At 65.0% G+C, this 21,177-nt stretch carries 24 protein-coding genes; 12 read left to right on the top strand and 12 right to left on the bottom strand.

Translation table 11 applies throughout. The features are described 5' to 3' along the window. Positions 1-3: 3 nt before the first annotated feature. Entirely contained in the window at positions 4-1,803 is a 1,800-nt protein-coding gene (ybaL, locus tag FJ414_RS11945) for a YbaL family putative K(+) efflux transporter (protein WP_181181595.1), read from the bottom strand. A gap of 37 nt (positions 1,804-1,840) precedes the next feature. On the opposite strand from ybaL, the gene FJ414_RS11940 reads away from it, so the two are divergent. Beyond that, on the top strand, positions 1,841-2,026 hold the full coding sequence (locus FJ414_RS11940; protein ID WP_140644588.1) for a hypothetical protein: 186 nt from the start codon (positions 1,841-1,843) through the stop codon (positions 2,024-2,026). On the opposite strand, the gene FJ414_RS11935 is transcribed toward FJ414_RS11940, so the two are convergent. Beyond that, a complete protein-coding gene (locus FJ414_RS11935; RefSeq protein ID WP_140644587.1) occupies positions 2,014-2,454 on the bottom strand; it encodes a host attachment family protein in 441 nt (146 codons plus the stop codon). The genes FJ414_RS11940 and FJ414_RS11935 overlap by 13 nt on opposite strands. Positions 2,455-2,872: 418 nt before the next feature. Here FJ414_RS11935 and cysG point away from each other — a divergent pair, with 418 nt between their 5' ends. From cysG to FJ414_RS11905, 6 genes are all read left to right on the top strand, one after another. After that, positions 2,873-4,321, top strand: a complete 1,449-nt coding sequence (gene cysG / locus FJ414_RS11930; protein WP_140644586.1) for a siroheme synthase CysG — start codon at positions 2,873-2,875, stop codon at positions 4,319-4,321. Next, positions 4,318-4,611, top strand: coding sequence for a DUF2849 domain-containing protein (locus FJ414_RS11925; protein ID WP_140644585.1), 294 nt, complete (start codon positions 4,318-4,320; stop codon positions 4,609-4,611). Before cysG ends, FJ414_RS11925 begins: the two co-directional genes overlap by 4 nt. Before the next feature lie 43 nt (positions 4,612-4,654). Further along, positions 4,655-6,325 carry a nitrite/sulfite reductase gene (locus tag FJ414_RS11920; RefSeq protein WP_140644584.1) on the top strand — a complete coding sequence of 557 codons (1,671 nt, stop codon included), beginning with the start codon at positions 4,655-4,657 and terminating at the stop codon, positions 6,323-6,325. Next, the gene (locus tag FJ414_RS11915) at positions 6,300-7,064 is read left to right on the top strand and encodes a phosphoadenylyl-sulfate reductase (RefSeq protein ID WP_140644583.1); all 765 of its coding nucleotides are present in this window, start codon (positions 6,300-6,302) and stop codon (positions 7,062-7,064) included. Before FJ414_RS11920 ends, FJ414_RS11915 begins: the two co-directional genes overlap by 26 nt. A 166-nt stretch (positions 7,065-7,230) precedes the next feature. After that, positions 7,231-7,764, top strand: a complete 534-nt coding sequence (locus FJ414_RS11910; protein WP_140644582.1) for a DUF934 domain-containing protein — start codon at positions 7,231-7,233, stop codon at positions 7,762-7,764. A gap of 214 nt (positions 7,765-7,978) precedes the next feature. Continuing rightward, positions 7,979-8,599 carry a DJ-1/PfpI family protein gene (locus FJ414_RS11905; RefSeq protein WP_140644581.1) on the top strand — a complete coding sequence of 207 codons (621 nt, stop codon included), beginning with the start codon at positions 7,979-7,981 and terminating at the stop codon, positions 8,597-8,599. A 21-nt stretch (positions 8,600-8,620) separates the two neighbouring features. Here the strand turns inward: FJ414_RS11905 and FJ414_RS11900 are convergent, their stop codons facing one another. Further along, on the bottom strand, positions 8,621-8,788 hold the full coding sequence (locus tag FJ414_RS11900) for a hypothetical protein (RefSeq protein WP_319023000.1): 168 nt from the start codon (positions 8,786-8,788) through the stop codon (positions 8,621-8,623). 249 nt (positions 8,789-9,037) lie between these two features. On the opposite strand from FJ414_RS11900, the gene grpE reads away from it, so the two are divergent. Beyond that, positions 9,038-9,670 carry a nucleotide exchange factor GrpE gene (gene grpE / locus FJ414_RS11895; RefSeq protein WP_140644579.1) on the top strand — a complete coding sequence of 211 codons (633 nt, stop codon included), beginning with the start codon at positions 9,038-9,040 and terminating at the stop codon, positions 9,668-9,670. Positions 9,671-9,771: 101 nt separating this feature from the next. Beyond that, a complete protein-coding gene (locus tag FJ414_RS11890; RefSeq protein ID WP_140644578.1) occupies positions 9,772-10,404 on the top strand; it encodes a trimeric intracellular cation channel family protein in 633 nt (210 codons plus the stop codon). A 141-nt stretch (positions 10,405-10,545) separates the two neighbouring features. Here FJ414_RS11890 and FJ414_RS11885 read toward each other — a convergent pair whose 3' ends face one another. From FJ414_RS11885 to FJ414_RS11855, 7 genes are all read right to left on the bottom strand, one after another. Then, positions 10,546-11,433, bottom strand: coding sequence for a GNAT family N-acetyltransferase (locus FJ414_RS11885; protein ID WP_140644577.1), 888 nt, complete (start codon positions 11,431-11,433; stop codon positions 10,546-10,548). Between the two features lie 183 nt (positions 11,434-11,616). Continuing rightward, positions 11,617-13,896, bottom strand: coding sequence for a PAS domain-containing hybrid sensor histidine kinase/response regulator (locus FJ414_RS11880; RefSeq protein ID WP_140644576.1), 2,280 nt, complete (start codon positions 13,894-13,896; stop codon positions 11,617-11,619). 110 nt (positions 13,897-14,006) lie between these two features. Next, on the bottom strand, positions 14,007-14,996 hold the full coding sequence (locus FJ414_RS11875; RefSeq protein WP_140644575.1) for an MDR family oxidoreductase: 990 nt from the start codon (positions 14,994-14,996) through the stop codon (positions 14,007-14,009). A gap of 54 nt (positions 14,997-15,050) precedes the next feature. After that, positions 15,051-15,539: a signal peptidase II gene (gene lspA, locus FJ414_RS11870; protein ID WP_140644574.1), complete on the bottom strand. Its 489-nt coding sequence runs from the start codon at positions 15,537-15,539 to the stop codon at positions 15,051-15,053. A gap of 10 nt (positions 15,540-15,549) precedes the next feature. After that, positions 15,550-16,410 carry an RNA methyltransferase gene (locus tag FJ414_RS11865; RefSeq protein ID WP_140644573.1) on the bottom strand — a complete coding sequence of 287 codons (861 nt, stop codon included), beginning with the start codon at positions 16,408-16,410 and terminating at the stop codon, positions 15,550-15,552. Beyond that, complete coding sequence (locus tag FJ414_RS11860; RefSeq protein ID WP_140644572.1) at positions 16,411-17,493, bottom strand: class I SAM-dependent rRNA methyltransferase; 1,083 nt, start codon at positions 17,491-17,493, stop codon at positions 16,411-16,413. An 88-nt stretch (positions 17,494-17,581) separates the two neighbouring features. Then, positions 17,582-18,067: a DUF1772 domain-containing protein gene (locus tag FJ414_RS11855; RefSeq protein ID WP_140644571.1), complete on the bottom strand. Its 486-nt coding sequence runs from the start codon at positions 18,065-18,067 to the stop codon at positions 17,582-17,584. A gap of 101 nt (positions 18,068-18,168) precedes the next feature. On the opposite strand from FJ414_RS11855, the gene FJ414_RS11850 reads away from it, so the two are divergent. The 3 genes from FJ414_RS11850 to FJ414_RS11840 all read left to right on the top strand — a co-directional run bounded on the left by FJ414_RS11850 (position 18,169) and on the right by FJ414_RS11840 (position 19,752). Beyond that, the gene (locus tag FJ414_RS11850; RefSeq protein ID WP_140644570.1) at positions 18,169-18,879 is read left to right on the top strand and encodes a YafY family protein; all 711 of its coding nucleotides are present in this window, start codon (positions 18,169-18,171) and stop codon (positions 18,877-18,879) included. A gap of 70 nt (positions 18,880-18,949) precedes the next feature. Further along, a complete protein-coding gene (locus FJ414_RS11845) occupies positions 18,950-19,330 on the top strand; it encodes a VOC family protein (RefSeq protein WP_140644569.1) in 381 nt (126 codons plus the stop codon). Further along, positions 19,327-19,752 carry an EVE domain-containing protein gene (locus tag FJ414_RS11840; RefSeq protein ID WP_140644568.1) on the top strand — a complete coding sequence of 142 codons (426 nt, stop codon included), beginning with the start codon at positions 19,327-19,329 and terminating at the stop codon, positions 19,750-19,752. Before FJ414_RS11845 ends, FJ414_RS11840 begins: the two co-directional genes overlap by 4 nt. Positions 19,753-19,857: 105 nt before the next feature. On the opposite strand, the gene FJ414_RS11835 is transcribed toward FJ414_RS11840, so the two are convergent. Further along, positions 19,858-20,820 carry an ornithine cyclodeaminase family protein gene (locus tag FJ414_RS11835; RefSeq protein WP_140644567.1) on the bottom strand — a complete coding sequence of 321 codons (963 nt, stop codon included), beginning with the start codon at positions 20,818-20,820 and terminating at the stop codon, positions 19,858-19,860. Between the two features lie 22 nt (positions 20,821-20,842). Beyond that, the gene (locus FJ414_RS11830) at positions 20,843-21,172 is read right to left on the bottom strand and encodes a lipopolysaccharide assembly protein LapA domain-containing protein (protein WP_140644566.1); all 330 of its coding nucleotides are present in this window, start codon (positions 21,170-21,172) and stop codon (positions 20,843-20,845) included. Positions 21,173-21,177 lie beyond the last annotated feature (5 nt).

Here is a 21,177-nt window from a genome sequence, read left to right as displayed (position 1 = left end):
CAATCAAGCGGGCTGCGGGTTGATCTCCATGGCAGGCCCGGCCCGATCGACGGTCTTGCCGGTCACCACCTCGACGATGCCGCGGGCGATCTCGCGTTCGCCCATGATGACGGTGTCGGCGCCGAGGCCTTTCAGATGCTCGACCTCGGCGTCGGAATGCGCGCGGGCAATGACGTTGATCGCCGGATTGGCCGCGCGGGCCCTGAGCACAACCTGCCCCGCCTCGAAGGCGTTGGGGATGGCGAGGATAAGCCGCCTGGCGCCTTCCGGGTTGGCGGCCGAGAAGACGTCCGCATTGGCGGCGTTGCCGGCAACGGTTTCGACGCCATCGTCCCGCAGCTTCGCCAGCGTCTTGTCGGCATCCTCGATGACCAGGAAGGGCAGGGCGGCTTCCTTCAGAGCCGCGCCCACCAGGCTGCCGACGCGGCCATAGCCAATCAGGATGGAATGGCCGGCAAGCGCCGTTTTCGGTGGCGGGCCGTCTTCCTTACCCGGGGCCGACACCGAAGCGACCTGGCCGGGCTCGGTCGCCGGGCCGATTGGTCGCTGCTCCACTGTCGGCACAGCATCCTTGCCGGCACGCTTTTCCAGCCAGGGTTTCATCCAGTCCACGATCAGGAACATCAGCGGATTGAGCAGGATCGACAAGATGGCGCCGGCCAGGATCAGGTCGCGGCCCTGCTCTGGCAACAGTTTCAGGCCGACGCCAAGCTCGGCCAGGATGAAGGAAAATTCGCCGATCTGGGCAAGGCTCGCCGAAATCATCAGCGCGGTGGCGATCGGGTAGCGGAAGACAATGACGATGACGAAAGCAGCGATCGACTTGCCGATGACGATGATGGCCAAAGTGGCGAGGATGGGCAGGCCGTTGCTGATCAGGCTGAACGGGTCGAACAGCATGCCGACCGAGACGAAGAACAGCACCGAGAAGGCATCGCGCAGCGGCAGCGATTCTTCCGCCGCGCGGTGGCTGAGCTCGGATTCGCTCATGATCATGCCGGCGAAGAAGGCGCCGAGCGCCAGCGAGACGCCGAACAGCTTCGCCGCGCCGAAGGCGACGCCGAGCGCGATGGCCAGCACCGCGAGCCGGAACAATTCCCGGGAGCCGGTATGGGCGACGTAATGCAGGATCCATGGAATGACCCTGCGGCCGACCACCAGCATGACGACGACGAAGGCGGCGACCTTGGCGAGCGTGATGCCGACCACGCCCCATATGCCGTAGCTGGCGGGCAGCGAGAGCAGGCTCGCATGGTCATCGACCTGGGGCTGGCCGCCAAGCACGCCGGCGAGCGCCGGCAAAAGCACCAGCGCCAGCACCATGGCGAGATCCTCGACGATCAGCCAGCCGACGGCGATGCGGCCGCGCTCGGTCTCGATCAGCCGCCGCTCCTGAAGTGCGCGCAAAAGCACCACGGTCGAGGCGACCGAAAGCGCGAGGCCGAAGACCAGGCCGGCCCCCAGCGACCAGCCGAGCAGCCAGGCAAGCCCAACGCCAAGCAGCGTCGCAAAGCCGATCTGCACGATGGCGCCCGGCACGGCGATGGCGCGGACGGACAGAAGGTCCTTCAGCGAAAAATGCAGGCCGACGCCGAACATCAAAAGAATGACGCCGATTTCCGCGAGCTCATTTGCAAGGCTGGCGTCGGCGACGAAGCCGGGCGTGTTCGGGCCGACAAGGACGCCGGCGACAAGATAGCCGACAAGCGGCGGGATGCGGAACCGGTTGGCTAAAGCCCCGAAGACAAAAGCAAGCCCCAGACCGGCGACGATGGTGGCGATAAGGGGTGTGTCATGCGGCATTGTCTATGGAGCGCCTTTCAAAAACTGACGATGTCGGATGAGCGCCGTCCAAAGGGTCGACGCCTCCTGGCAATATGGTGGGGAGAGCGGCGATGATGCAACCATCGCCGCGCAGAATTGCAACGGCGCGCGCCGGAAAATCGGCGCCGCGCCGCCAAAGAGACGGCTCTTAGATCAATCAGGCTTCGAAGCTGCGTTCGTTCCGCTGCATCATGCCGCCTGAAGCAGGTTCTCGATGTCGGAAATGGTGTGGTTGGTGAGCGTCTTCGGGATTTCCGCCTGTACCTTCTCACCGACCTCCTTGTGCAGTTTCTGGCGCATCTCGCCAAGCACCTGCGGCGGTGCGATCAGCACGACCGCGTCGAACTCGCCACGATGCGCGAGCTTGTAGAGCCGGTCGGCAATCTCGACGGCGAAGCGCTCCTTGCCGAGACGGTGCCAGTCGGTTTCCTCGACGGCGCTGCGGGGACCCTCGTTGCTCTGGCGGCCTGGCTTGTCGCTGCCTTGCTCGCGCGTGGCGGGGTTCTCCTGCTCCATCTCCTGCACCACTTCCAAATTCGGGAACTTGCTGTCGCCCTGGTTGCGCAGGAAGAGCGCCTTCTCGCCATCGGCCACGACGACCCATAATCCGTGCTTCAGCTTGATGCTCATCGCGTTCCTCCTTGCTTGCATGATTGCCGATCGATGGAGCTTCGGATCGACAAATGGATTGCTAAGCAAACGAGCCGCGAAGCATGATTGTTCCGATCTGGCGGCGGCGCTTCGATCACTCTCAGCCGACGAGGCTGGCGCCGAAACAGCTAAAGGCAGGCTTTAATCTACTAACTTAGTAGAATTTAGAAAAAACTGTTTTGCAGCTTTCCCCGTCCGGCGCTAAAAATTACGACGGATCAAGGTAGTTTTTTATGCCGCTCGGGCGGCTTCACTCTCAAAGTAGAATTTTTTTCTCTTGCCTTTCGCGGTTGCGAAAAAGCGATTGCCTGCCGTTCGGCGGCGCGCGAGTGCTTGCCTTCTGATTTTTGGCGTGGCCGCGTAAAACTGCCAAACTGTTCCACTATTGCTCATCGCCATGTCGCCAGCCAACGCCAAGCTCAATGCCTTTCCCGTCTTCATGCGGGTCGACGGCGAAGCCGTAGCCATTGTCGGCAATGGCGAGGAGGCGCTTGCCAAGGCGCGGCTACTTTCGCAATCGAGCGCGGTGCTGCGCGTCGTTGCCGACAATGCCAGCGACGGCCTGCTGGATTTCATCGCGTCGGCCGGCGCCGTCCACATCAACGCTGCCTATGAGTCCGTGCATCTCCAAGGTGCCGTCCTGGTGTTCGCGGCCAGCGGCGATGAAGCGGTCGACCGCCGCATAGCCGAGGACGCACGCCGGCTGGGCATCCCGGTCAACGCCGTGGACCGTCCCGATCTCTGCGATTTCTTCACCCCGGCCTTAGTCAACCGGGCGCCGGTGGCGATTGCCATCGGCACCGAAGGCGCCGGACCGGTCCTGGCGCAGATGCTGCGCGGGCGCATCGACCGCATGCTGTCGCCGTCGCTCGGCCGGCTGGCGGCGCTTGCCGCTTCTTTCCGCACTGCCGCTGAGACGCTGCCGAAGGGCCATCGCCGCCGCCGCTTCTGGAGCGATTTCTTCGCCGGCGCGCCGGCCAAGGCCATCGAAGCCGGCGAATTCGCTCAGGCGCATGGCGCGGCGCTCGAGCTTTTGGCCCAGGATGCTCCGGTTGAAGGACATATCGCGCTGGTCGGCGCCGGTCCGGGCGCGGAGGACCTTTTGACTTTGCGCGCGCATCGCCTGCTGATGGAAGCCGATGCCATCGTCTACGATGCGCTGGTGCCGGAGGCGATCGTGGCCATGGGCCGCCGCGACGCCGAGCGCCTGCCGGTCGGCAAGCGCAAGGGCTGCCATTCCAAGAGCCAGGCTGAAATCAATGCGCTGCTCATCGAACTCGGCCGTGCCGGCAAGCGCGTGGTGCGGCTGAAGTCCGGCGATCCGCTGGTGTTCGGACGCGCCGGCGAGGAAATGGCAGCACTTCGCGATGCCGGGATCGCCTATGAGGTGGTTCCGGGCGTCACCGCCGCTTTTGCCGCCGCCGCCGATTTCGAGCTGCCGCTGACGCTGCGCGGTGTTTCGTCGTCGATGGTCTTCACCACCGGGCACGATCTCAAGGGCAACTCGCTGCCCGACTGGGCCAAGCTCGCCATCTCGGGTGCGACCGTCGCCGTCTATATGGGCCGTTCGGTCGCGGCCGAGGTCGCCGGCCGGCTGATCGAAGCGGGGCTGTCGCCGGACACGGCGGTTGCTGTCGTCGAAAACGCCAGCCTCGGCGAGCGCCGCCGTTTCCACGGCACCCTTGCCGACCTGCCGTCGCTGGAGGAGCGCGCCGATCTCACCGGACCGGTGATGACGATCATCGGCGATGCGGTTGCCGGGGCCAATTTTGAACAATCCGAGCCGCTCGCGGCACACAAGCATGAGGGCGCGGCTTCAGCCGTCGCCCAAGGAGTTGAGCAATGAAGGTACTGACCGCGAACAGGCTCTCCGACGGCATCGCCGTCTGGTACGCCGATGGCGGCTGGGCGGAGACCGTCGGTCACGCCGATATCGCGCATGACAAGACGGCGGAGGATCGGCTCGAAGCGATCGGCGCCGCTGCCGCCGCCAACAACGAAGTCCTGGACGTCAACGTGATCGACGTCACGGTTGTCGATGGCTTGGTGGAGCCGGTGCGGTTGCGCGAGAAGATCCGCGCCGCCGGCCCGACCATCCATCCCGATCTCGGCAAGCAAGCGGCGCGGGCGGCTTAAATCCAAGGTAGGCAGCGGGCGGACGCGCCCTGAAAGACGAAGCATGTACCGTTACGACGAGTTCGACCACGATTTCGTTCAGGCCCGTGTCGCCGAGTTCAGCGACCAGGTGAAGCGCCGGCTTGCCGGCGAAATCAGCGAGGACCAGTTCCGGCCGCTCCGGCTGATGAACGGCGTCTATTTGCAGTTGCATGCCTATATGCTGCGCATTGCGGTGCCCTACGGCACGCTCAACAGCCGGCAATTGCGCATGCTCGGCCATATCGCGCGCAAGTACGACAAGGGCTACGGCCATTTCACCACGCGCCAGAACCTGCAGTTCCACTGGCCGGCGCTCGCCGACGTTCCGGCGATCCTGGCCGATCTCGCCAGCGTCGAGATGCATTGCATCCAGACCAGCGGCAATTGCATCCGCAACGTCACCGCCGACCATTTCGCGGGGGCGGCCGCGGACGAGGTCGCCGATCCGCGTCCCTACGCGGAAATCCTGCGGCAATGGTCCTCGGTCCATCCGGAATTTTCGTACCTGCCGCGCAAGTTCAAGATCGCGGTGACGGGCGCCGAGCGCGACCGGGCTGCCATCCAGGCGCATGACATCGGCCTGCACCTGAAGAAGAACGCGGCCGGCGAACTGGGTTTTGCCGTTTATGTCGGCGGCGGCCTGGGCCGCACGCCGATGGTCGCCAAGAAGATCCGAGACTTCCTGCCGGAGGCCGAGTTGCTGTCCTACTGCACGGCGATCCTGCGCGTGTACAACCTCTACGGCCGCCGCGACAACAAGTACAAGGCGCGCATCAAGATCCTGGTGCACGAGACCGGCGTCGAGGAGATCATGCGGCAGATCGAGGCCGAATGGCAGGAGCTCAAGGACACCGATTTGAAGTTGCCGGAGGCCGACATCCAGGCGATCAACGCCTATTTCGCGCCGCCGGCGCTGTTGGCCCGGCCGGAAGGCGATGCCCTCGTCAAGCAAGCGCGGCTCGATTCCAAGAGCTTTTCGGAATGGCTCGACCAGAATGTCGTGACGCATCGCCATCCCGACTACGCGGCGGTGACGATTTCGCTCAAGGGCATCGGCGAGGTGCCCGGCGATGTCACCGACAGTCAGATGGAGGCAGTCGCCGACATCGCAGAGAAGCATGCGTTCGACGAATTGCGCGTCAGCCACGAGCAGAACCTGATCCTGCCGCATGTGGCGCGCGCCGATCTGAAGGCGGTCTATGACGCGCTGGTCGCGATCGGCCTGGCGACCGCCAATTCGAACCTGATCAGCGACATCATCTCCTGCCCGGGCCTCGACTATTGCGCGCTGGCCACGGCGCGTTCCATTCCCGTGGCGCAGGAAATCTCGCGCCGCTTCGCCTCGCTCGAGCGGCAGCGCGAGATCGGCGAATTGAAGCTGAAGATCTCCGGTTGCATCAACGCCTGCGGTCACCACCATGTCGGCCATATCGGTATCCTCGGCGTCGAGAAGAAAGGCTCCGAGCTCTACCAGGTGACGCTCGGCGGCTCGGCCGACGAGAACACCTCGGTCGGCGAGATCATCGGCCGCGGCTTCTCCTCGGAAGAGATCACCGATGCCATCGAGCAGATCGTCGATACCTATCTTGGCCTTCGGCTCAATCCCGAAGAACGTTTTATCGACGCCTACCGCCGTGTCGGTCCCGCGCCGTTCAAGGAGGCGCTCTATGCTGGCGAAACCAAGGCCGCTTGACAGGGTAGTCGGCGTCGAGGCCGGCGTTGCCGCGGAAGCGGCGGGGCTGGACGCGCTGCTCGGCCATCTGAAGCCGATCGAGATCATTGAGCGCTCGGCGCGCGAAGCCTTCCGCGGCGAGGTCGCCGCGGTGTCGTCCTTCGGCGCGGACTCCGCCGTGCTTCTGCACATGATCTCGGAGATCGACCGAACCTTGCCGGTGATCTTTCTCGATACCGGCAAGCATTTCGAGGAGACGCTCGGCTATCGCGACGCGCTGGTCGCCGATTTCGGCCTGACCGATATCAGGGTGATCAAGCCGGAGCAGGCCGCGCTCGAACAGGTCGATCCGACCGGCAGGCTGCATGAGACCAACACCGACGCCTGCTGCAATGTGCGCAAGGTCGAGCCGCTGGCGCGCGGCGTCGAGCCGTTCCGCGCCTGGTTCACCGGGCGCAAGCGCTTCCAGGCTTCGACGCGCGCGGCACTGCCCGTCTTCGAGGCGGTCGGCTCGCGCATCCGCATCAACCCGCTGGCGCATTGGACGACGTCGGACCAGGCCGACTACATGCGCGCGCATGCGCTGCGCGAAAATCCGCTGGTCGCCTATGGCTATCTTTCGATCGGCTGCTTTCCCTGCACGCAGCCGGTGCAGCCGGGCGAGGATGCGCGCAGCGGCCGCTGGGCTGGTCACGCCAAGACCGAGTGCGGCATTCACCTCTCTGGTTTGGAGAAGTCGCTGACCGACGCCTCACTTTAGGCTATGCCGATAGTCAGGTGAGGCCGGCCTGCGAACGGCGGCTTCCTGCGCTTCCGGTGCTCACGTACTTGAAGTACGCTCCGCTCCGGGTCTCGGAAGCCACCATTCTCGGCTCGGCCTGACCTGACTCTCGACATACCTTGGATTTCTGAACTTAGGAATTTTGATGACTGGATCGACGACAGGGGGGACCCGCCTCTGGACCCCGGAAGGCTTTCGCGAGGATGAGTGGACGCATGCCGAAAGCGCCGAGGCGCTGGCCGGCAATGGCCGCTTCATCCTGCCGCTGCAGGTCTTCCTGGGGCTGGACGAAGAGATCCGCAAGTCGGCGCGCGAACGCCTTGGCGTGCTGCTGCAGCCTGGCGACGAGCTCGACAAGATAACCGGCCTGCTGGACCAGCTGTCGCTGGTGGCGCTCGCCTTCCCCGCCTTCAATGACGGCCGCTCCTTTTCCAAGGGCGAATTGCTGCGCGCCCGGCATGACTTCAAGGGCGCGGTGCGCGCTACTGGGCAAGTTCTGGTCGACCAGTTGCCGCATATGCTGCGGCTCGGCTTCGACGAGTTCGAGGTCTCCAATCCGGTGCTCTTGAAGCGCCTGGAGGAAGGCCGCACCGGCGGCTTGCCGGTCTATTACCAGCCGGCCGTGGAAGTGGAGCCCAGGGGTCCGAAATATTCGTGGCGGCGCAAGCGTCCCAGCTGACGCGGCATTTCACGCAGCAAGCGGTATCGCCCTGGTCCGACCAGCGTTGCGCATTTTTGGCCAAATCGACTCAAAATGGGCCTGGAACGTCCGCCGCACTGTTCTGGTCAGACCACATTGGCGATTCAGGCTTCCCCTTCTGCTGACCTGCCCCTAGGATAGGGCTATTATTTCGTGCTACGAAATAAATAACCAGCTAAAGGGAGGAAACGGCATGGCAGGCAAGAAGATATTGATGCTCGTTGGCGAGTTCAGCGAGGAATACGAGATTTTCGTCTTCGAACAGGCCATGCACGCGGTCGGCCACACCGTCCATGTCGTGTGCCCGGACAAGAAGGCCGGCGACGTGCTCAAGACCTCATTGCACGACTTCGAGGGCCACCAGACCTATACCGAAAAACTCGGCCACGACTACATCCTCAACAAGACCTTCGCCGAGGTGAACCCGGCCGACTACGACGCGGTCTACGCGGCGGGCGGGCGCGGGCCGGAATATATCCGCATCGACAAGCGCGTGCAGGCGCTGGTCAGGCATTTCCATGAGACCGGCAAGCCGATCTTCACCATCTGCCATGGCGCGCAGATCCTGATCGCGGTCGACGGCGTGGTGCGCGGCAAGGAAGTGGCGGCGCTGCATTATTGCGAGCCGGAAGTGACGCTTGCCGGCGGCATCTATATCGATGTCGCGCCGACCGGCGCGCATGTCGACGGCAATCTGGTCTCAGCCAAGGGCTGGCCGGGCCTTGCCGCCTTCATGCGGGAATGCCTGAAAGTGCTCGGCACCGAGATCCGCCATGGCGAAGCGCTGATGCGTGACGACCGGAAGGCGGCCTGAATCGTCAGTCGCGGCGCGCGGCTACCGCCGCCGCCCGCCGCCTGCATTCTCAGCCTCTGCGCCGCTGAGGCGGTCAAGCAGGTCGCTCAGTTGCCGGGGCACTTCCTTTTCCAGGCGAAATGCGGGCAAGGTGCGCAGAAAGCGCTTGGTCGCTTCGCTGCCCGCCTGCCGCCTGATATCGTTGGCCAATTCGGCGCGCCTGTTGCCTTTGTTGCCGTTCATAGCCCCAAAATCCTGTGTTGGCTTCGAAACTCCTCCAGCCCGCTTATGGTTCCCGCAACGGCATTTGAGGGCAAGCAAAGCCGCGTGGTACGGTAAAATTTGAATTAATTTGGAATGACACCCGACATCGGATGCCAGCGCTTACCCCTTGATTTTTCGCTTCCAAACCTCGATATCGGGCGCAAATCCAGACCAATCCGAATGACGGGAAACGCGATGAGCGACCAGGCAAAAGACGAACGCACGCCCGAAGATATGGAAGCCACCCAGGCTTCCGGCGAGCGTGCGGAAGGTGGCGTCGACGGCGACTACGAAGCGCTGGTGCGGCTGCTGAAGGAAAACGAGGAACTGAAGGACCGCGCGCTGCGCACGGCGGCCGAAATGGAGAATTTGCGGCGGCGCACCGCGCGCGACGTGCAGGACGCGCGCGCCTACGCCGTCGCCAATTTCGCGCGCGACATGCTGTCGGTGTCCGACAATCTGCGCCGCGCGCTGGATGCGATCCCCGCCGAGGCGAAAGCTGGCGGCGACGCCGGTTTCAAGGCGCTGATCGAGGGCGTCGACCTCACCGAGCGCGCCATGCTTTCGGCGCTGGAACGCCATGGCGTGAAGAAACTCGCGCCCGAAGGCGAGAAGTTCGATCCGAACTTCCACCAGGCGATATTCGAGGTGCCCAATCCGGAGGTTCCGGCCGGCACCGTCGTCCAGGTGGTGCAGCCGGGCTATTCGATCGGCGAGCGCGTGCTGCGGCCGGCGATGGTCGGTGTCGCGAAGGGCGGCCCGAAGACGGCCGCCGAGGCCAAGGTCGAGCCGGGCCCGGTGAACGAGCAGGCCGAGAAGGATGCTTGATAGTGAGTAGCGAATAGGGAGTAGTGAGCAGGGGCTGATATTTATTCGCGGCTTCGTGCTATTTCGCTACTCACTATTCGCTACTCACTACTCGCTCAGCCATGAACCCCATCGCGTTGCTCGACTATGCCGGCGTCGCCGTCTTCGCGGCGACGGGCGCGCTTGCCGCATCGCGCAAAGAGCTCGACATCATCGGCTTCCTGTTCCTGGCCAGCGTCACCGGCATCGGCGGCGGGACGCTGCGCGACGTCATCCTCAACCTGCCGGTGTTCTGGGTCGCCAACAGCGGCTATGTGCTGATCTGCGCCGTGGTCGCGGTGCTGGTCTTCTTCAGCGCCCACCGGTTCGAATCCCGCTACAAATTGCTGCTGTGGCTCGATGCCATCGGACTTGCCGCTTTTTCGGTGATGGGCGCGGCCAAGGGGCTGGCGATTACCGGCTCGCCCGTCGTGTCGGTCATCACGGGCGTGCTGACGGCGACCTTCGGCGGCATTTTGCGCGACCTGCTAGCCGGCGAGCCCTCGGTTCTGCTCAGGCCCGAGATCTATGTCACAGCCGCCCTTGCCGGCGCCACCATCTTCACCCTTGGCGATCTTGCCGGCCTGCCTGCGCTGGTGTCCAGCGTGCTCGGCTTCGCAGGCGCATTCATGGTGCGCGGCGGCGCGCTTAAATTCGGCTGGTCGTTTCCGGCCTATAAGAGCCGGCCGGGGCGAAGGCCGGAGGATATTCCCTGAGGGAGCAGGGGTTAGTGAGTAGGGGTTAGTGAGTAGTCAGTAGTCAGTAGTCAGTAGTCAGTAGTGACAAAGCTCGAGTGATGGTGTCCACCACTACTCACTACTCACTACTCACTACTCCCTACTCACTACTCACTAGAATCACGCCGCGAAGCGCTGGCCTTCGCCGCCATAGTAGTTGACGTAGCGGGCGCCGATCTCCTTGACCGGCATGACGACGAAGACGTCGACAGTCGAGAATTCGTGATCGATGACGCAGCCGTCGCCGATGCGGGCGCCGACGCGCAGATAGCCCTTGACCAGCGGCGGCATGGCGGCGATCGCCGCCTTGGTGTTCACCGCCTCGATCGGCATCAGATCCATGGAGCAGTAGCGTCCCGGAACCGCGCGGACATCCCAGGCGGAATCGGTGCGGCAATGATGGGCGAGATAGGTCAGCGCCTCGGCATGCGCCGCCGGCACGATGCCATGGAAGGAGGCGCAGCCGGTCATCACGCCGATGCCGTAATGGTTGATATAGGCCCAGATGCCTTGCCAGAGCGCCTCGATGGTGCGCTTTGAGCGGTATTCCGGCAGAACGCAGGAACGGCCGAGCTCGAGGAAGCGCTGGCCGGGATGCCGCGCGATCAGCTTGGTGAGCTCAAACTCGCCCTCGGAATAGAAGCCGCCGGCGGCCGTGGCGATCTCCTGCCGCAGCAAGCGGTAGGTGCCGACGATGCGGCGATGCTCAGGACCGGGAAGGGAGGTATCGGACACAAGAAGGTGATCGCAGAGCGGGTCGAAACGGTCGGCGTCGCGCCGGTCCTGCGCCTGGAACAGGTCTTTCCTGGCGCCAAGCTCGTCGTAGAATACCCGATAGCGCACTTCCTGGGCGGCGGCGATTTCGGCCTCGTTGCGGGCGAGCCGCACTTCGAGATTGCCAATGCGGCCCAGCGGAGCACCGCTTGCGACGGCGTCGGCGGTACGGGCGGCGAGCAGGGCGCCGCCGGCATTCGGCCGAGTGTCACATTCAGGCACGACTGTATGCACGAGTGATTCTCCTTCGAGCCATCCCTCTTGGCACGGGGATACGGTGTAGGTGCAACAGGATTGTGACAGTACCGTGATACGACGTGGCGGGCAATACTTTGTCGGCTGGGCAATACCCTCACCCGGCTATCTTGTGATCGCGAAAGCCAGGCAAGCCAAGGCGTTCAAGGGTTAAAAATTTCCTCAGGCTGCAACCTGGCCCTCGACTGCCTGGACAAGCGCGTCCGGGTCGAGCGGCTTGGTCACGAAACCGCTGGCGCCATGGGCGAGCACGGCATGCCGGGTCTTTTCCTGGCTGTCGGCCGAAAGCACCATGATCGGGATCGGCGGCATTGCCAGCGACTCTTCATGACGGCGGATGGCGGCGATCGCGTCCAGCCCGTCCATGACAGGCATATGCAGGTCCATCAGCACCACATCGAAGCGGAACTTGAGGCCGGCATCGGTAATGGCATCGACCGCGGCCTTGCCGTTGCCGACGATCTTGACGCGATGCCCGGCCTTCAACAGCGTGGCACGCGCGAGCATGGCGTTGATGTCATTGTCTTCCGCGATCAGCACCGACAGGCCCTGGTCGCGCTTGCGCACCGAGGGCGCCCCGCGCGGCTCCGGCCGCGGCTGGGCGAGCGTGGAGCCATGGCTGGTCAACAGCACCCGCAGCAGGGTCTCGCCGCGCACCGGCCTGGCGAGGAAGGTGGCGTAGCCGCTGGCGCGGAATTCGCCGAGCATGCCGCGATCCGTCGGCGCGATCAGGGTGACGGCCTCGCAGTCGGCGAAGCCCGAGTCGCGCAACCGCTTGAGCAGCTTGCCGTCGCTGTTTTCGAGCGCGGCGTCGATCAGGAGCACGTTGCAGCCGGCGGCGAAGGGGGCGGCCTGGCTTGGTGTCGCCGCGATCTCGACGATGCCGCCATGGGCCCTGATCGTGCGGGCGATGGCATCGGCCTCGATGGCGTTTTTCGACACGATCACCGCCCGCCGGTCGGCAAGGATGTTGTGGCGATGCGGCGGCGGCTCGGTCGCGGCGACTGCCGGAAGCTCGAGGACGAATTCGGACCCTTCGCCGAGCCGGCTCGAAACCGAGATCGCGCCGCCCATCGCCGTCGCCAGCCGCTTCGAGATGGCAAGACCGAGACCCGCGCCGCCATGCACCCTGGTCGAGGTGCCGTCGGACTGCTCGAATTCCTCGAAGATGCGCTCCATGTCCTCTTCGCGCAGGCCCGGGCCGCTGTCGGCGACGGTGAAGCAGATGCGGTCCGTGGTTTCGGTGCGAGCGCGCGCCACGGTGAGCAGCACGCCGCCCGCGTCGGTGAACTTCACCGCATTGCCGATGAGGTTGAGCAGCACCTGGCGCACGCGGCCGGGATCGGCGGTGATCATCTGCGGCACGTCGGGCTCGACGTGGCAGCCGAGGCCGATGTTCTTGGCGAAGGCCTTCGCGGCCAGAAGCTCGATGATGTTGTCGGCGATCTCGCGCAGGGAGGTCGGCTGCGGCTCGGGCTCGAAGCGGCCCGCCTCGATCTTGGAATAGTCGAGCAGGTCCTCGATGAGCGCGAGCAGCGCGCTGGCCGAAGTGGAAACGGCGCCGACATAGGTGCGCTGCTCGGGCGAGAGGTCGGTGTCGGCAAGCAGCTTCGCCATGCCCATGATGCCGTTCATCGGTGTGCGAATCTCATGGCTAACGGTGGCCAGGAAGCGCGATTTGGCCAGGCTGGCATATTCGGCCCGTTCGCGCGCGGTGATCAGTGAGGATTCGGCGCGCTTGCGGGCTGTGATGTCGCGGGCGATCGCGCGGTGCGAGACCGCGCCCGTGTCCTTGTCGCGCACCGACAATTCGATCCAGGAGAACCAGCGCGGCCCGTTCGGGGTGCGGATCGCGACATCGGTGGAACTCAGGCATTCATGATCGGAGAAGGCGGCGTCGGGAACGATGCCGACATCGATGCCAAGCTCGGACAAGGTCTTGCCCGCAAGATCGCGCGCGTCGACCTCGACAAGCGAGGCGAAGACGCTGTTGGCGTAAACGATATGGCCGTCGCGATCACGGTGGACGACGAGGTCGCCAAGCGCGTCGATCAGGCCGCGGAAGCGTTCCTCGCTCTCCTGCATCTCCCACATGCGATCGGCGAGAGTCTCGATCTCGGCGCGGCTACGGGCGGCGGTCTCGTCGAGAAGCGCTGCGGTGCGCCGCTCGTCGCGACGGCTGCGGAGATGCATGGCAAGGCTGGCAAGCGCGGCGGCGGCAAGGCCGATTGTGATGATGAGCGGCGCGCCGGTAAGATGCGCCAGCCCCGCCATGACGGCGATGGCGACGATCGTCAGGAACGGCAAGCCTTCGTGGCTCGCCGCAGGCAATTCAGGAGCCAGCGGCGGCGCGACGAGCACCCGCCGCTTCGGCGCATTGGGTATGAGCCTGTCAGCGCCCGCGGCTTTGCTGTCCTGTCTGATGTCGGAGTCCGCGACCATGCGCAGACCATGCCAGACAGAAATTATGGAAGACTGGGACGGATCGTTCGAATTTTAGCGATTGCGCGGATTCTAACCACCGCATGCGCGGGCGAAACCGCCATTTCCAGCTACATATCGACGACGACGCGGCCCCTGATCTTGCCTTCGACGATGTCGCGCGCGGCGGCGACAATGCCGTCGAAACCGATCGTGCGCGACAATGTCGACAGCTTCTTCAAGTCGAGATCGGTGCCGATGCGGCGCCATGCCTCCAGGCGGACCGCTTTCGGCGCCATCACCGAATCGATGCCCAGCAGCGAGACGCCACGCAGGATGAAGGGCGCGACGCTTCCCGGCAGGTCCATGCCGCCGGCCAGACCGCAAGCGGCGATCGCGCCGCCATAGGAGGTCATCGACAGCGCATTGGCCAAGGTATGGCTGCCGACCGAGTCGACGCCGCCCGCCCAGCGCTCCTTGGCAAGCGGCTTCGCCGGCTGGCTGAGCTCCTCGCGCGAGATCACCTCGGCTGCGCCGAGGTCGATCAGATAGGGGCTCTCGGCGTTGCGGCCGGTCGAGGCGATGACATGGTAGCCGAGGCTCGACAGGATCGAGATGGCGACCGAGCCGACGCCGCCGGCGGCGCCCGTCACCACCACCGGGCCGCGGTCCGGCACGATGCCGTGCCGTTCCAGCGCCATGACGGAGAGCATTGCCGTGTAGCCCGCCGTGCCGACGGCCATCGCATCATGCGCGCTCATGCCCTCGGGCAGCGGCACCAGCCAGTCCCCCTTGACGCGCGCGCGTCCGGCATAGGCGCCGTAATGCGTCTCGCCGACGCCCCAGCCGTTGAGGATCACCTTGTCACCCTTGCGCCAGTCGGCATGCGAGGAGGAGATCACGGTGCCGGCGAAATCGATGCCTGGAACCAGCGGCCAGCGGCGCACGACCGGCGCCTTGCCGGTGATGGCGAGCCCGTCCTTGTAGTTCACCGTCGTCGCCTCGACGGCGACGGTGACATCGCCTTCCATCAGGTCGGCCTCGGTGAGGTCGACGACATCGACGGACTGCTTCTTCTCCGCATCGCGCGAAACGAGGATGGCTTTGAAGGTATCCGACATTTTTTTCTCCTCGGTTCTGGCTGTTGAGAAGTCTGCGGTTTCAACCGCGTGAGGTCAATTGCCCGGATCCTGCGGCTTGGCCTCGCGGCCCCAGCCGATCAGCTCGTCGAAGACGACAAGCGCGGCGCCGACCGAGATGAAGGCATCGGCGAGATTGAACACCGCGAAGGACCAGACGGGCGTATGGAACAGGATGTAGTCGATGACGTGGCCGTAGACGGCGCGGTCGATGAGATTGCCGAGCGCGCCGCCGATGATGAGCGCAAAGCCGATGCGGGCGACGACATGACCGGCAGGCGTGCGCGCGGCGAGGTAGAGCACGAAGGCGACGACCAGCACGGCGATGACCACCAGGCCGGTATCGCCGAAGGACTGGAACATCGAGAAGGCAATGCCGGTGTTGTAGGTGCGGAACAGCGCCAGGAACGGCAGGAGATCGACCTTCTCCTGAAAGGCGAGACCGTTCTCGACCAGTTGCTTGATCCACTGGTCGAGCGCAATGGCGATGACGACCAGCACGACGTAAGGGGACCAGGATTTCACTTAGCAGTCCTCATCGGCTGTCGTTGGCAGGCTCGAGCTTCAACGCGCCGCGCCGGATCTCGAACAACATCACGCCGGTGGCGACGGCCAGATTGAGCGAATCGGCCCGGCCTGCCTGGGGGATTCTGAGCAACCGGTCGCAGCTTTCGGCGAGGCTGTCCGGCAGGCCCTGCTGCTCGTTGCCCATCAGCAGCAAGACCGGCCCCCTGGAGAAATCGACGGAGCGATAGTCGACCACGCCCTTGAGGTGCGTTCCGGCGACCAGGCCGGAAAAATCGCGCCGCCAGGCAAGGAAGGCCTGCTCGGTCGCCCTGGCGACCGGCACGGCGAAGATCGAGCCCATGGTGGCGCGCACCGTCTCCAGCGAGAACGGGTCGGTGGTGTCGCCGACCAGGATGACGCCCTTGGCGCCGACGGCGTCGACGGTGCGGATCACGGTGCCGAGATTGCCGGGGTCGCGCACCCGGTCTAGTGCCACCCAGACATCGCCGTCCCTGGCGCGGACGTCCTTCAGCGGCACGGTCTGCTGCGCAAAGACACCGACAACCATTTGCGGGTTTTCACGGCGGGTGATGGCCGCGAGCACCTTTTCCGATACTTCGAGCACCGTGCCGCCGGCGGCAACGGTCCGCGCAGCGGTCTTTTCGATGGCCGCGTTGCCGCGTCCGGCCTTGGCGAAGACCAAGGTCCTGATGGACCAGCCGAGGTCTAGCGCGTCGATGACCAGCTTCAGGCCCTCGGCCATGAAGGCGCTCTGCTGGTCGCGAAATTTCCTGAGCGCGAGCGCCTTGATGTCCTTGACCAGGGGATTGGCAAGGCTGGTGACTTCCTTGACCTGCCCGACAGGGCGCGCGCCGTCATGTGCCGTCATTCAAGCCACCCAGCGCGAGAACAGCGAGGTCGACAGCGCGCGGCCGGCCGATTTCTCGCGAATGATCAGTTCGCCGGATTCGATCGCGCCGCCCATGCCGGCGAAGGTATCGCGCATCAGCGCATGGATGGCGAAGAAGGAGGCGCGGATCGAATAGGCGGTGAGAACGACGGCGAGCGGCTTCGGCGTCAGGATCGAGCGGCAGAGGTCGGTGAGGCCCGGCAGGTCCTCGAACAATTGCCAGACCTCGCCCTTGGGACCGCGGCCGTAGGCCGGCGGGTCGAACAGCACGATGTCGTAGCGGCTGCCGCGGCGCTCCTCGCGCTCCGCGAACTTCACCGCGTCCTCGACGATCCAACGGATCGGCTTATCGGCAAGGCCGGCCATTTCCTGGTTCTCGCGCGCCCAGCCGATCGCCTTCTTCGAGGCATCGACATGGGTGACCTCGGCGCCGGCGCGGGCCGCCACCAGCGAGGCGAGACCGGTATAGCCGAACAGGTTCAGCACCTTGACCGGTCGCTTCGCCGCCGCGATCAGCCCCGCCATATGGTCCCAATGCGAAGCCTGTTCCGGAAAGACGCCGACGTGACGAAACGAGGTGAAACGGCCGAGATAGTCGATGCCGTCATGCTTCATCGGCCAGGTTTCGCCAAGCGGCGCCTTCGGAAAGCGCCAGCGGCCGATGCCTTCCTCGTCGGTGTCGCCGGTGAAGACGGCGTCGGCGCGCTGCCATTCCTTCGCCGGAAGGGCCCGCTGCCAGATCGCCTGGCCTTCGGGACGCACGATGCGGTAGGGGCCGTATTGCTCGAGCTTCTCGCCGGCGCCGCTGTCCAGCAGCGCGTAATCGGCGTTGGGCGCGACTTCGAGGATCAATGGCAGGCGCTCGGCGGGCAGCACGCCCTCGCGGCGCGCGAGCACGCGCGACGCCGGTTTGGCGTCCTGCCGGTCCGCCGGTCTCGTTTCACGTCGCTCGGCGGGTGCGGCCTGCTGCCGTCCGGCCGGGGACGCATCACGCGGGCGGGGCTGTTCCGCCCTTGCGGTGTGCGGGCGGCCATCGCGGCGTTTGTCGCGAAAAGATTTCAAGAAAGATCATCTCCGGCGGTTCGGCCCGCTTCTGCCACAGCTCAGCCTACCGGTGCAACAAAGCGCGGCTCATTCAATGGTGGGGTCATCAGCCTTGCCGGAGACCGAGCAGGCCGAAACAAAGCGAAATGAAGCCAAGCGCCTTCGCCACGGTCACCGCCATGTGGCCGGTCTCCCAACGGAGCCGGGCGGCCTCGAAGTCGTCCGGGATCGGTCCGGGCGTCCAGGTCGCAAGACTGTCGTTGGCGGGTTTGACGAGGCCGAACCAGAGCGCCAGCGAGACCGCATAAATCAATGCGGCGGCGAGCACGAATCGGAAGGCAAGCGGGTCTCGACGCAGCATCCAGGCAAGCAGCGCCGGACAGAGGATCGCCACGACGTCCAACGGCGCTCCGATCACGGCAAAGAGCTGGAACTGCGCGTTGAAGACCATCGCCTCACGCCAGAGCGCCGGCGACCATCTGGTCAACCTTGGCAGCGATTCCAGCACATGGGCAAAGGAGGGCCCAAGGCTGAGCGCCGCGACGAAAGCGGTCAGCACCGACCAGAACAGCAGGAATCCGCGCATCTCCATTGCGGACACAACGGGAACAGGACGCAGGCGTTCCGTGGCATCGGTCTGCTTGCCGTGATGTGCGGGCCAGCCCTATTGTCCAGCACACCGGTTAGGCAATCATGTCCCGTTCAGCCCGCCTGCTCGACCTTGTCCAGATCCTGCGCCGCCACCGCCGGCCGGTGAGTGGCCGCATGCTTGCGGACGAGATGGGCGTCTCGATCCGCACGCTTTATCGCGATATCGCGACGCTGCAGGGGCAGGGCGCGCCGATCGAAGGCGAGGCCGGGCTTGGCTATGTGCTGAAGCCCGGCTTCATGCTGCCGCCTTTGATGTTCAGCGACGAGGAGATCGAGGCGATCGTGCTCGGGTCGCGCTGGGTGGCGAAGCAGCCGGATAGGAGGTTGGCCGCCGCCGCGGCCGATGCGCTGGCAAAGATCGCGGCGGTGCTGCCGGATGATTTGCGCGAGGACCTCGACGCAACAACGCTGCTTGTCGGACCGCGATCGGAAAGCGTCGAAACGATCGACCTCGGTGTCGTGCGGCAGGCGATCCGCGAGGAGCGCAAGCTCGGTTTCCTTTATCGCGATGCCGGCGGTTCGACGTCGAAGCGCGTGGTCTGGCCATTCGCGCTCGCCTTCTTCGACAAGGTGCGGGTGATGGCGGCGTGGTGCGAGACGCGCCAGGATTTCCGGCATTTCCGCGCCGACCGGATATCCGACCTGACAGCGACCGACATCCGCTATCCGCGCCGCCGCCAGGCGATGCTGAAAGAATGGCGGGCGGCGCTCGATGCGCCGGGCCAGAATGGAGCGAAAGACGCTTCCGGCTGATCGCTGCTGCCAGAATCTGACAGCAGGCCCACGTATGGTTCCCAAGGTTCAGACCCTTTGGAGATCAGACATGACCACGCCGAATTTCGTCATCCTCTATGTCGACAGCCCGGAAAGGAGCGGTGCGTTCTACGCCTCGTTGCTTGGACGCGAGCCGGTCGAATCCTCGCCGACCTTCGCGATGTTCGTGCTCGACAAGGGTTTCAAGCTCGGCCTCTGGTCACGCCACACGGTGGAGCCGGCTGCGGCAGCCACAGGCGGTGGTGGCGAGCTTGTGCTTGCCGTCGAGAACGCGGCGGCGGTCGATGCCACTTACGCGGATTGGACTGGCAGAGGCGTCAACGTGCTGCAGGCCCCAACCGATCTCGATTTCGGCCGTACCTTCATCGCGCTCGATCCGGACAATCATCGTCTGCGCGTCTACTGGCCGTTCGAGGGAGCGCAAGGATGAGCGCCTTCTGGGTTGCCGTCGCATCGGCCGAGCACGTGCGGATCGGCCGCAAAGATGGCTTCATGCAGGTCAATCACGGCAAGGCGGCCCCGTTGCGCCGCATCAAGCCGGGAGACGGCATCGTTTACTACTCGCCGAGCACCGTGCTCGGCGAGAAAGACCGGCTGCAATCCTTCACGGCGATAGGCACGGTGCGGCAAGGGGAAGTCTATGAGGGCGTCATGGGCGGCGGGTTCACGCCTGCGCGGCGCGACGTTGACTGGCGCGAGGCCAAGGAAGCGCCGATCAAGCCGCTGCCCGACAGGCTGGATTTTACCGCCGGCAAGCCGAACTGGGGCTACCAGTTGCGCTTCGGCCTGTTCGAGATCAGCGAGCGCGATTTCCGGCTGATCGGCGAAGCGATGGGGGCCAACCTGACCTAAAGCGCGTCGCGTCGAAACGGATTCACGCGACGCGCTTTAGGTCGTTGCTTGATGCATGTCGTTGTTGCAAAACCGAGGTCACTTTTGCGCGACATGCATCAGCGGCTACTTGAGCGCCTTGTAGACGGCGATGCCGGCAGCGAGATCCTCAAGCGCCGCGCCAACCGACTTGAACAGCGTGATCTCGCTGTCGTCTTGCCGGCCCTGTTTCTCGCCGCGCGCGAGTTCGTGCAGATCGGCGACGATCGCTTCCGGCTTCAGCACGCCCGAGGCCAGCGGCTGGACGATGTCGCCCGCCTCCTTGGTGGCGCCGGCGCGGGTGTCGACATAGACGCGGGCGCGGGAAATGGCGTCGTCATCGGCCTCGCGCATATCGGGCGTGAAGCCGCCGACGAGATCGACATGGGCGCCCGGTTTCAGCAGCGCGCCCTTGACCAGCGGCGTGTTCGAGATCGTCGCCGAGGCGACGATGTCGGCCTCGGCAAGCTCGGCGTCGAGATCGCCGGCGGCACTCGCCGGAAGGCCTTCGGCGCGCAAGGCGGCCGCCACCTTTTCGGCGTTGGCCGGCGTGCGGTTCCAGATGCGGATGGATGTGATCGGCCGGACCGCCGAATGCGCCTTGGCAAGGAAGGGCGACAGCGCGCCGGCGCCGATCACCAGAAGCCGCGAGGCGTCCTTGCGGGCGAGATAGGAGGCGGCGAGCGCCGAGGCGCAGGTCGTGCGCCACTGGGTCAGCCGCTGGCCGTCGATCAACGCCTGCGGCTCGCCGGTGACGCCGTCCAGCAAAAGGTAGAGGCCCATCACCGCCGGCTTGCCTTTTGTGTTGTTGTCCGGCGACACGGTGACGATCTTGACACCGATATGGCCTCCCGCAGAGGTGCCGGCGGCGTTGAAGTCGGTCCAGGCCGGCATCAAAAGCAGGGTCGAGGCGGCGCCATCCGGGCGCGCCACGCCATGATGATGGCGAACCGGCTGCACGGCGCCTTCGCGGAAGGCGGTGCGCAATGTCTCGACAAGGCCCGGAAAGGTCAGCGCGCGGTCGACCTCGGCGGCCGAAATGGTCAGCATCGGAGGCTCCGTGAGACGTTAGTTAGTTCGCTTTGGGCAGCGCCGGTCCATTGGGCGCCACGGGCGGGCGGCTCACCGCCTGGCGCAGGTTCTCGGCTTCCAGGCCGCGCTGGCGCGCGAGCTTGCGGTAGCGCCCCTGCTTCACCCAGGTGGCCAGGCTGCCGACGACCATGCCGATGGCCAAAGCCAGGAACAGGAGGATGAAAAGCGGCAGGCTCAGCGTCAGCGCCGGGTTGCCGGGATGGAATGGGTCGACCGTGAAGGCGACGGGTCCGCGGTTGGCGACGGCGAGCGCGATCAGGATGATTGCCAGCGGCACGAAGACCACGACGAGGATGAAGCGATTGAACATCAGAT

The sequence above is a fragment of the Mesorhizobium sp. B3-1-6 genome (assembly GCF_006439555.1).
Taxonomy (GTDB): domain Bacteria; phylum Pseudomonadota; class Alphaproteobacteria; order Rhizobiales; family Rhizobiaceae; genus Mesorhizobium.
The sequence above is the reverse complement of the archived record's forward strand: the minus strand, read 5'-3'. Positions and strand labels throughout refer to the sequence as shown.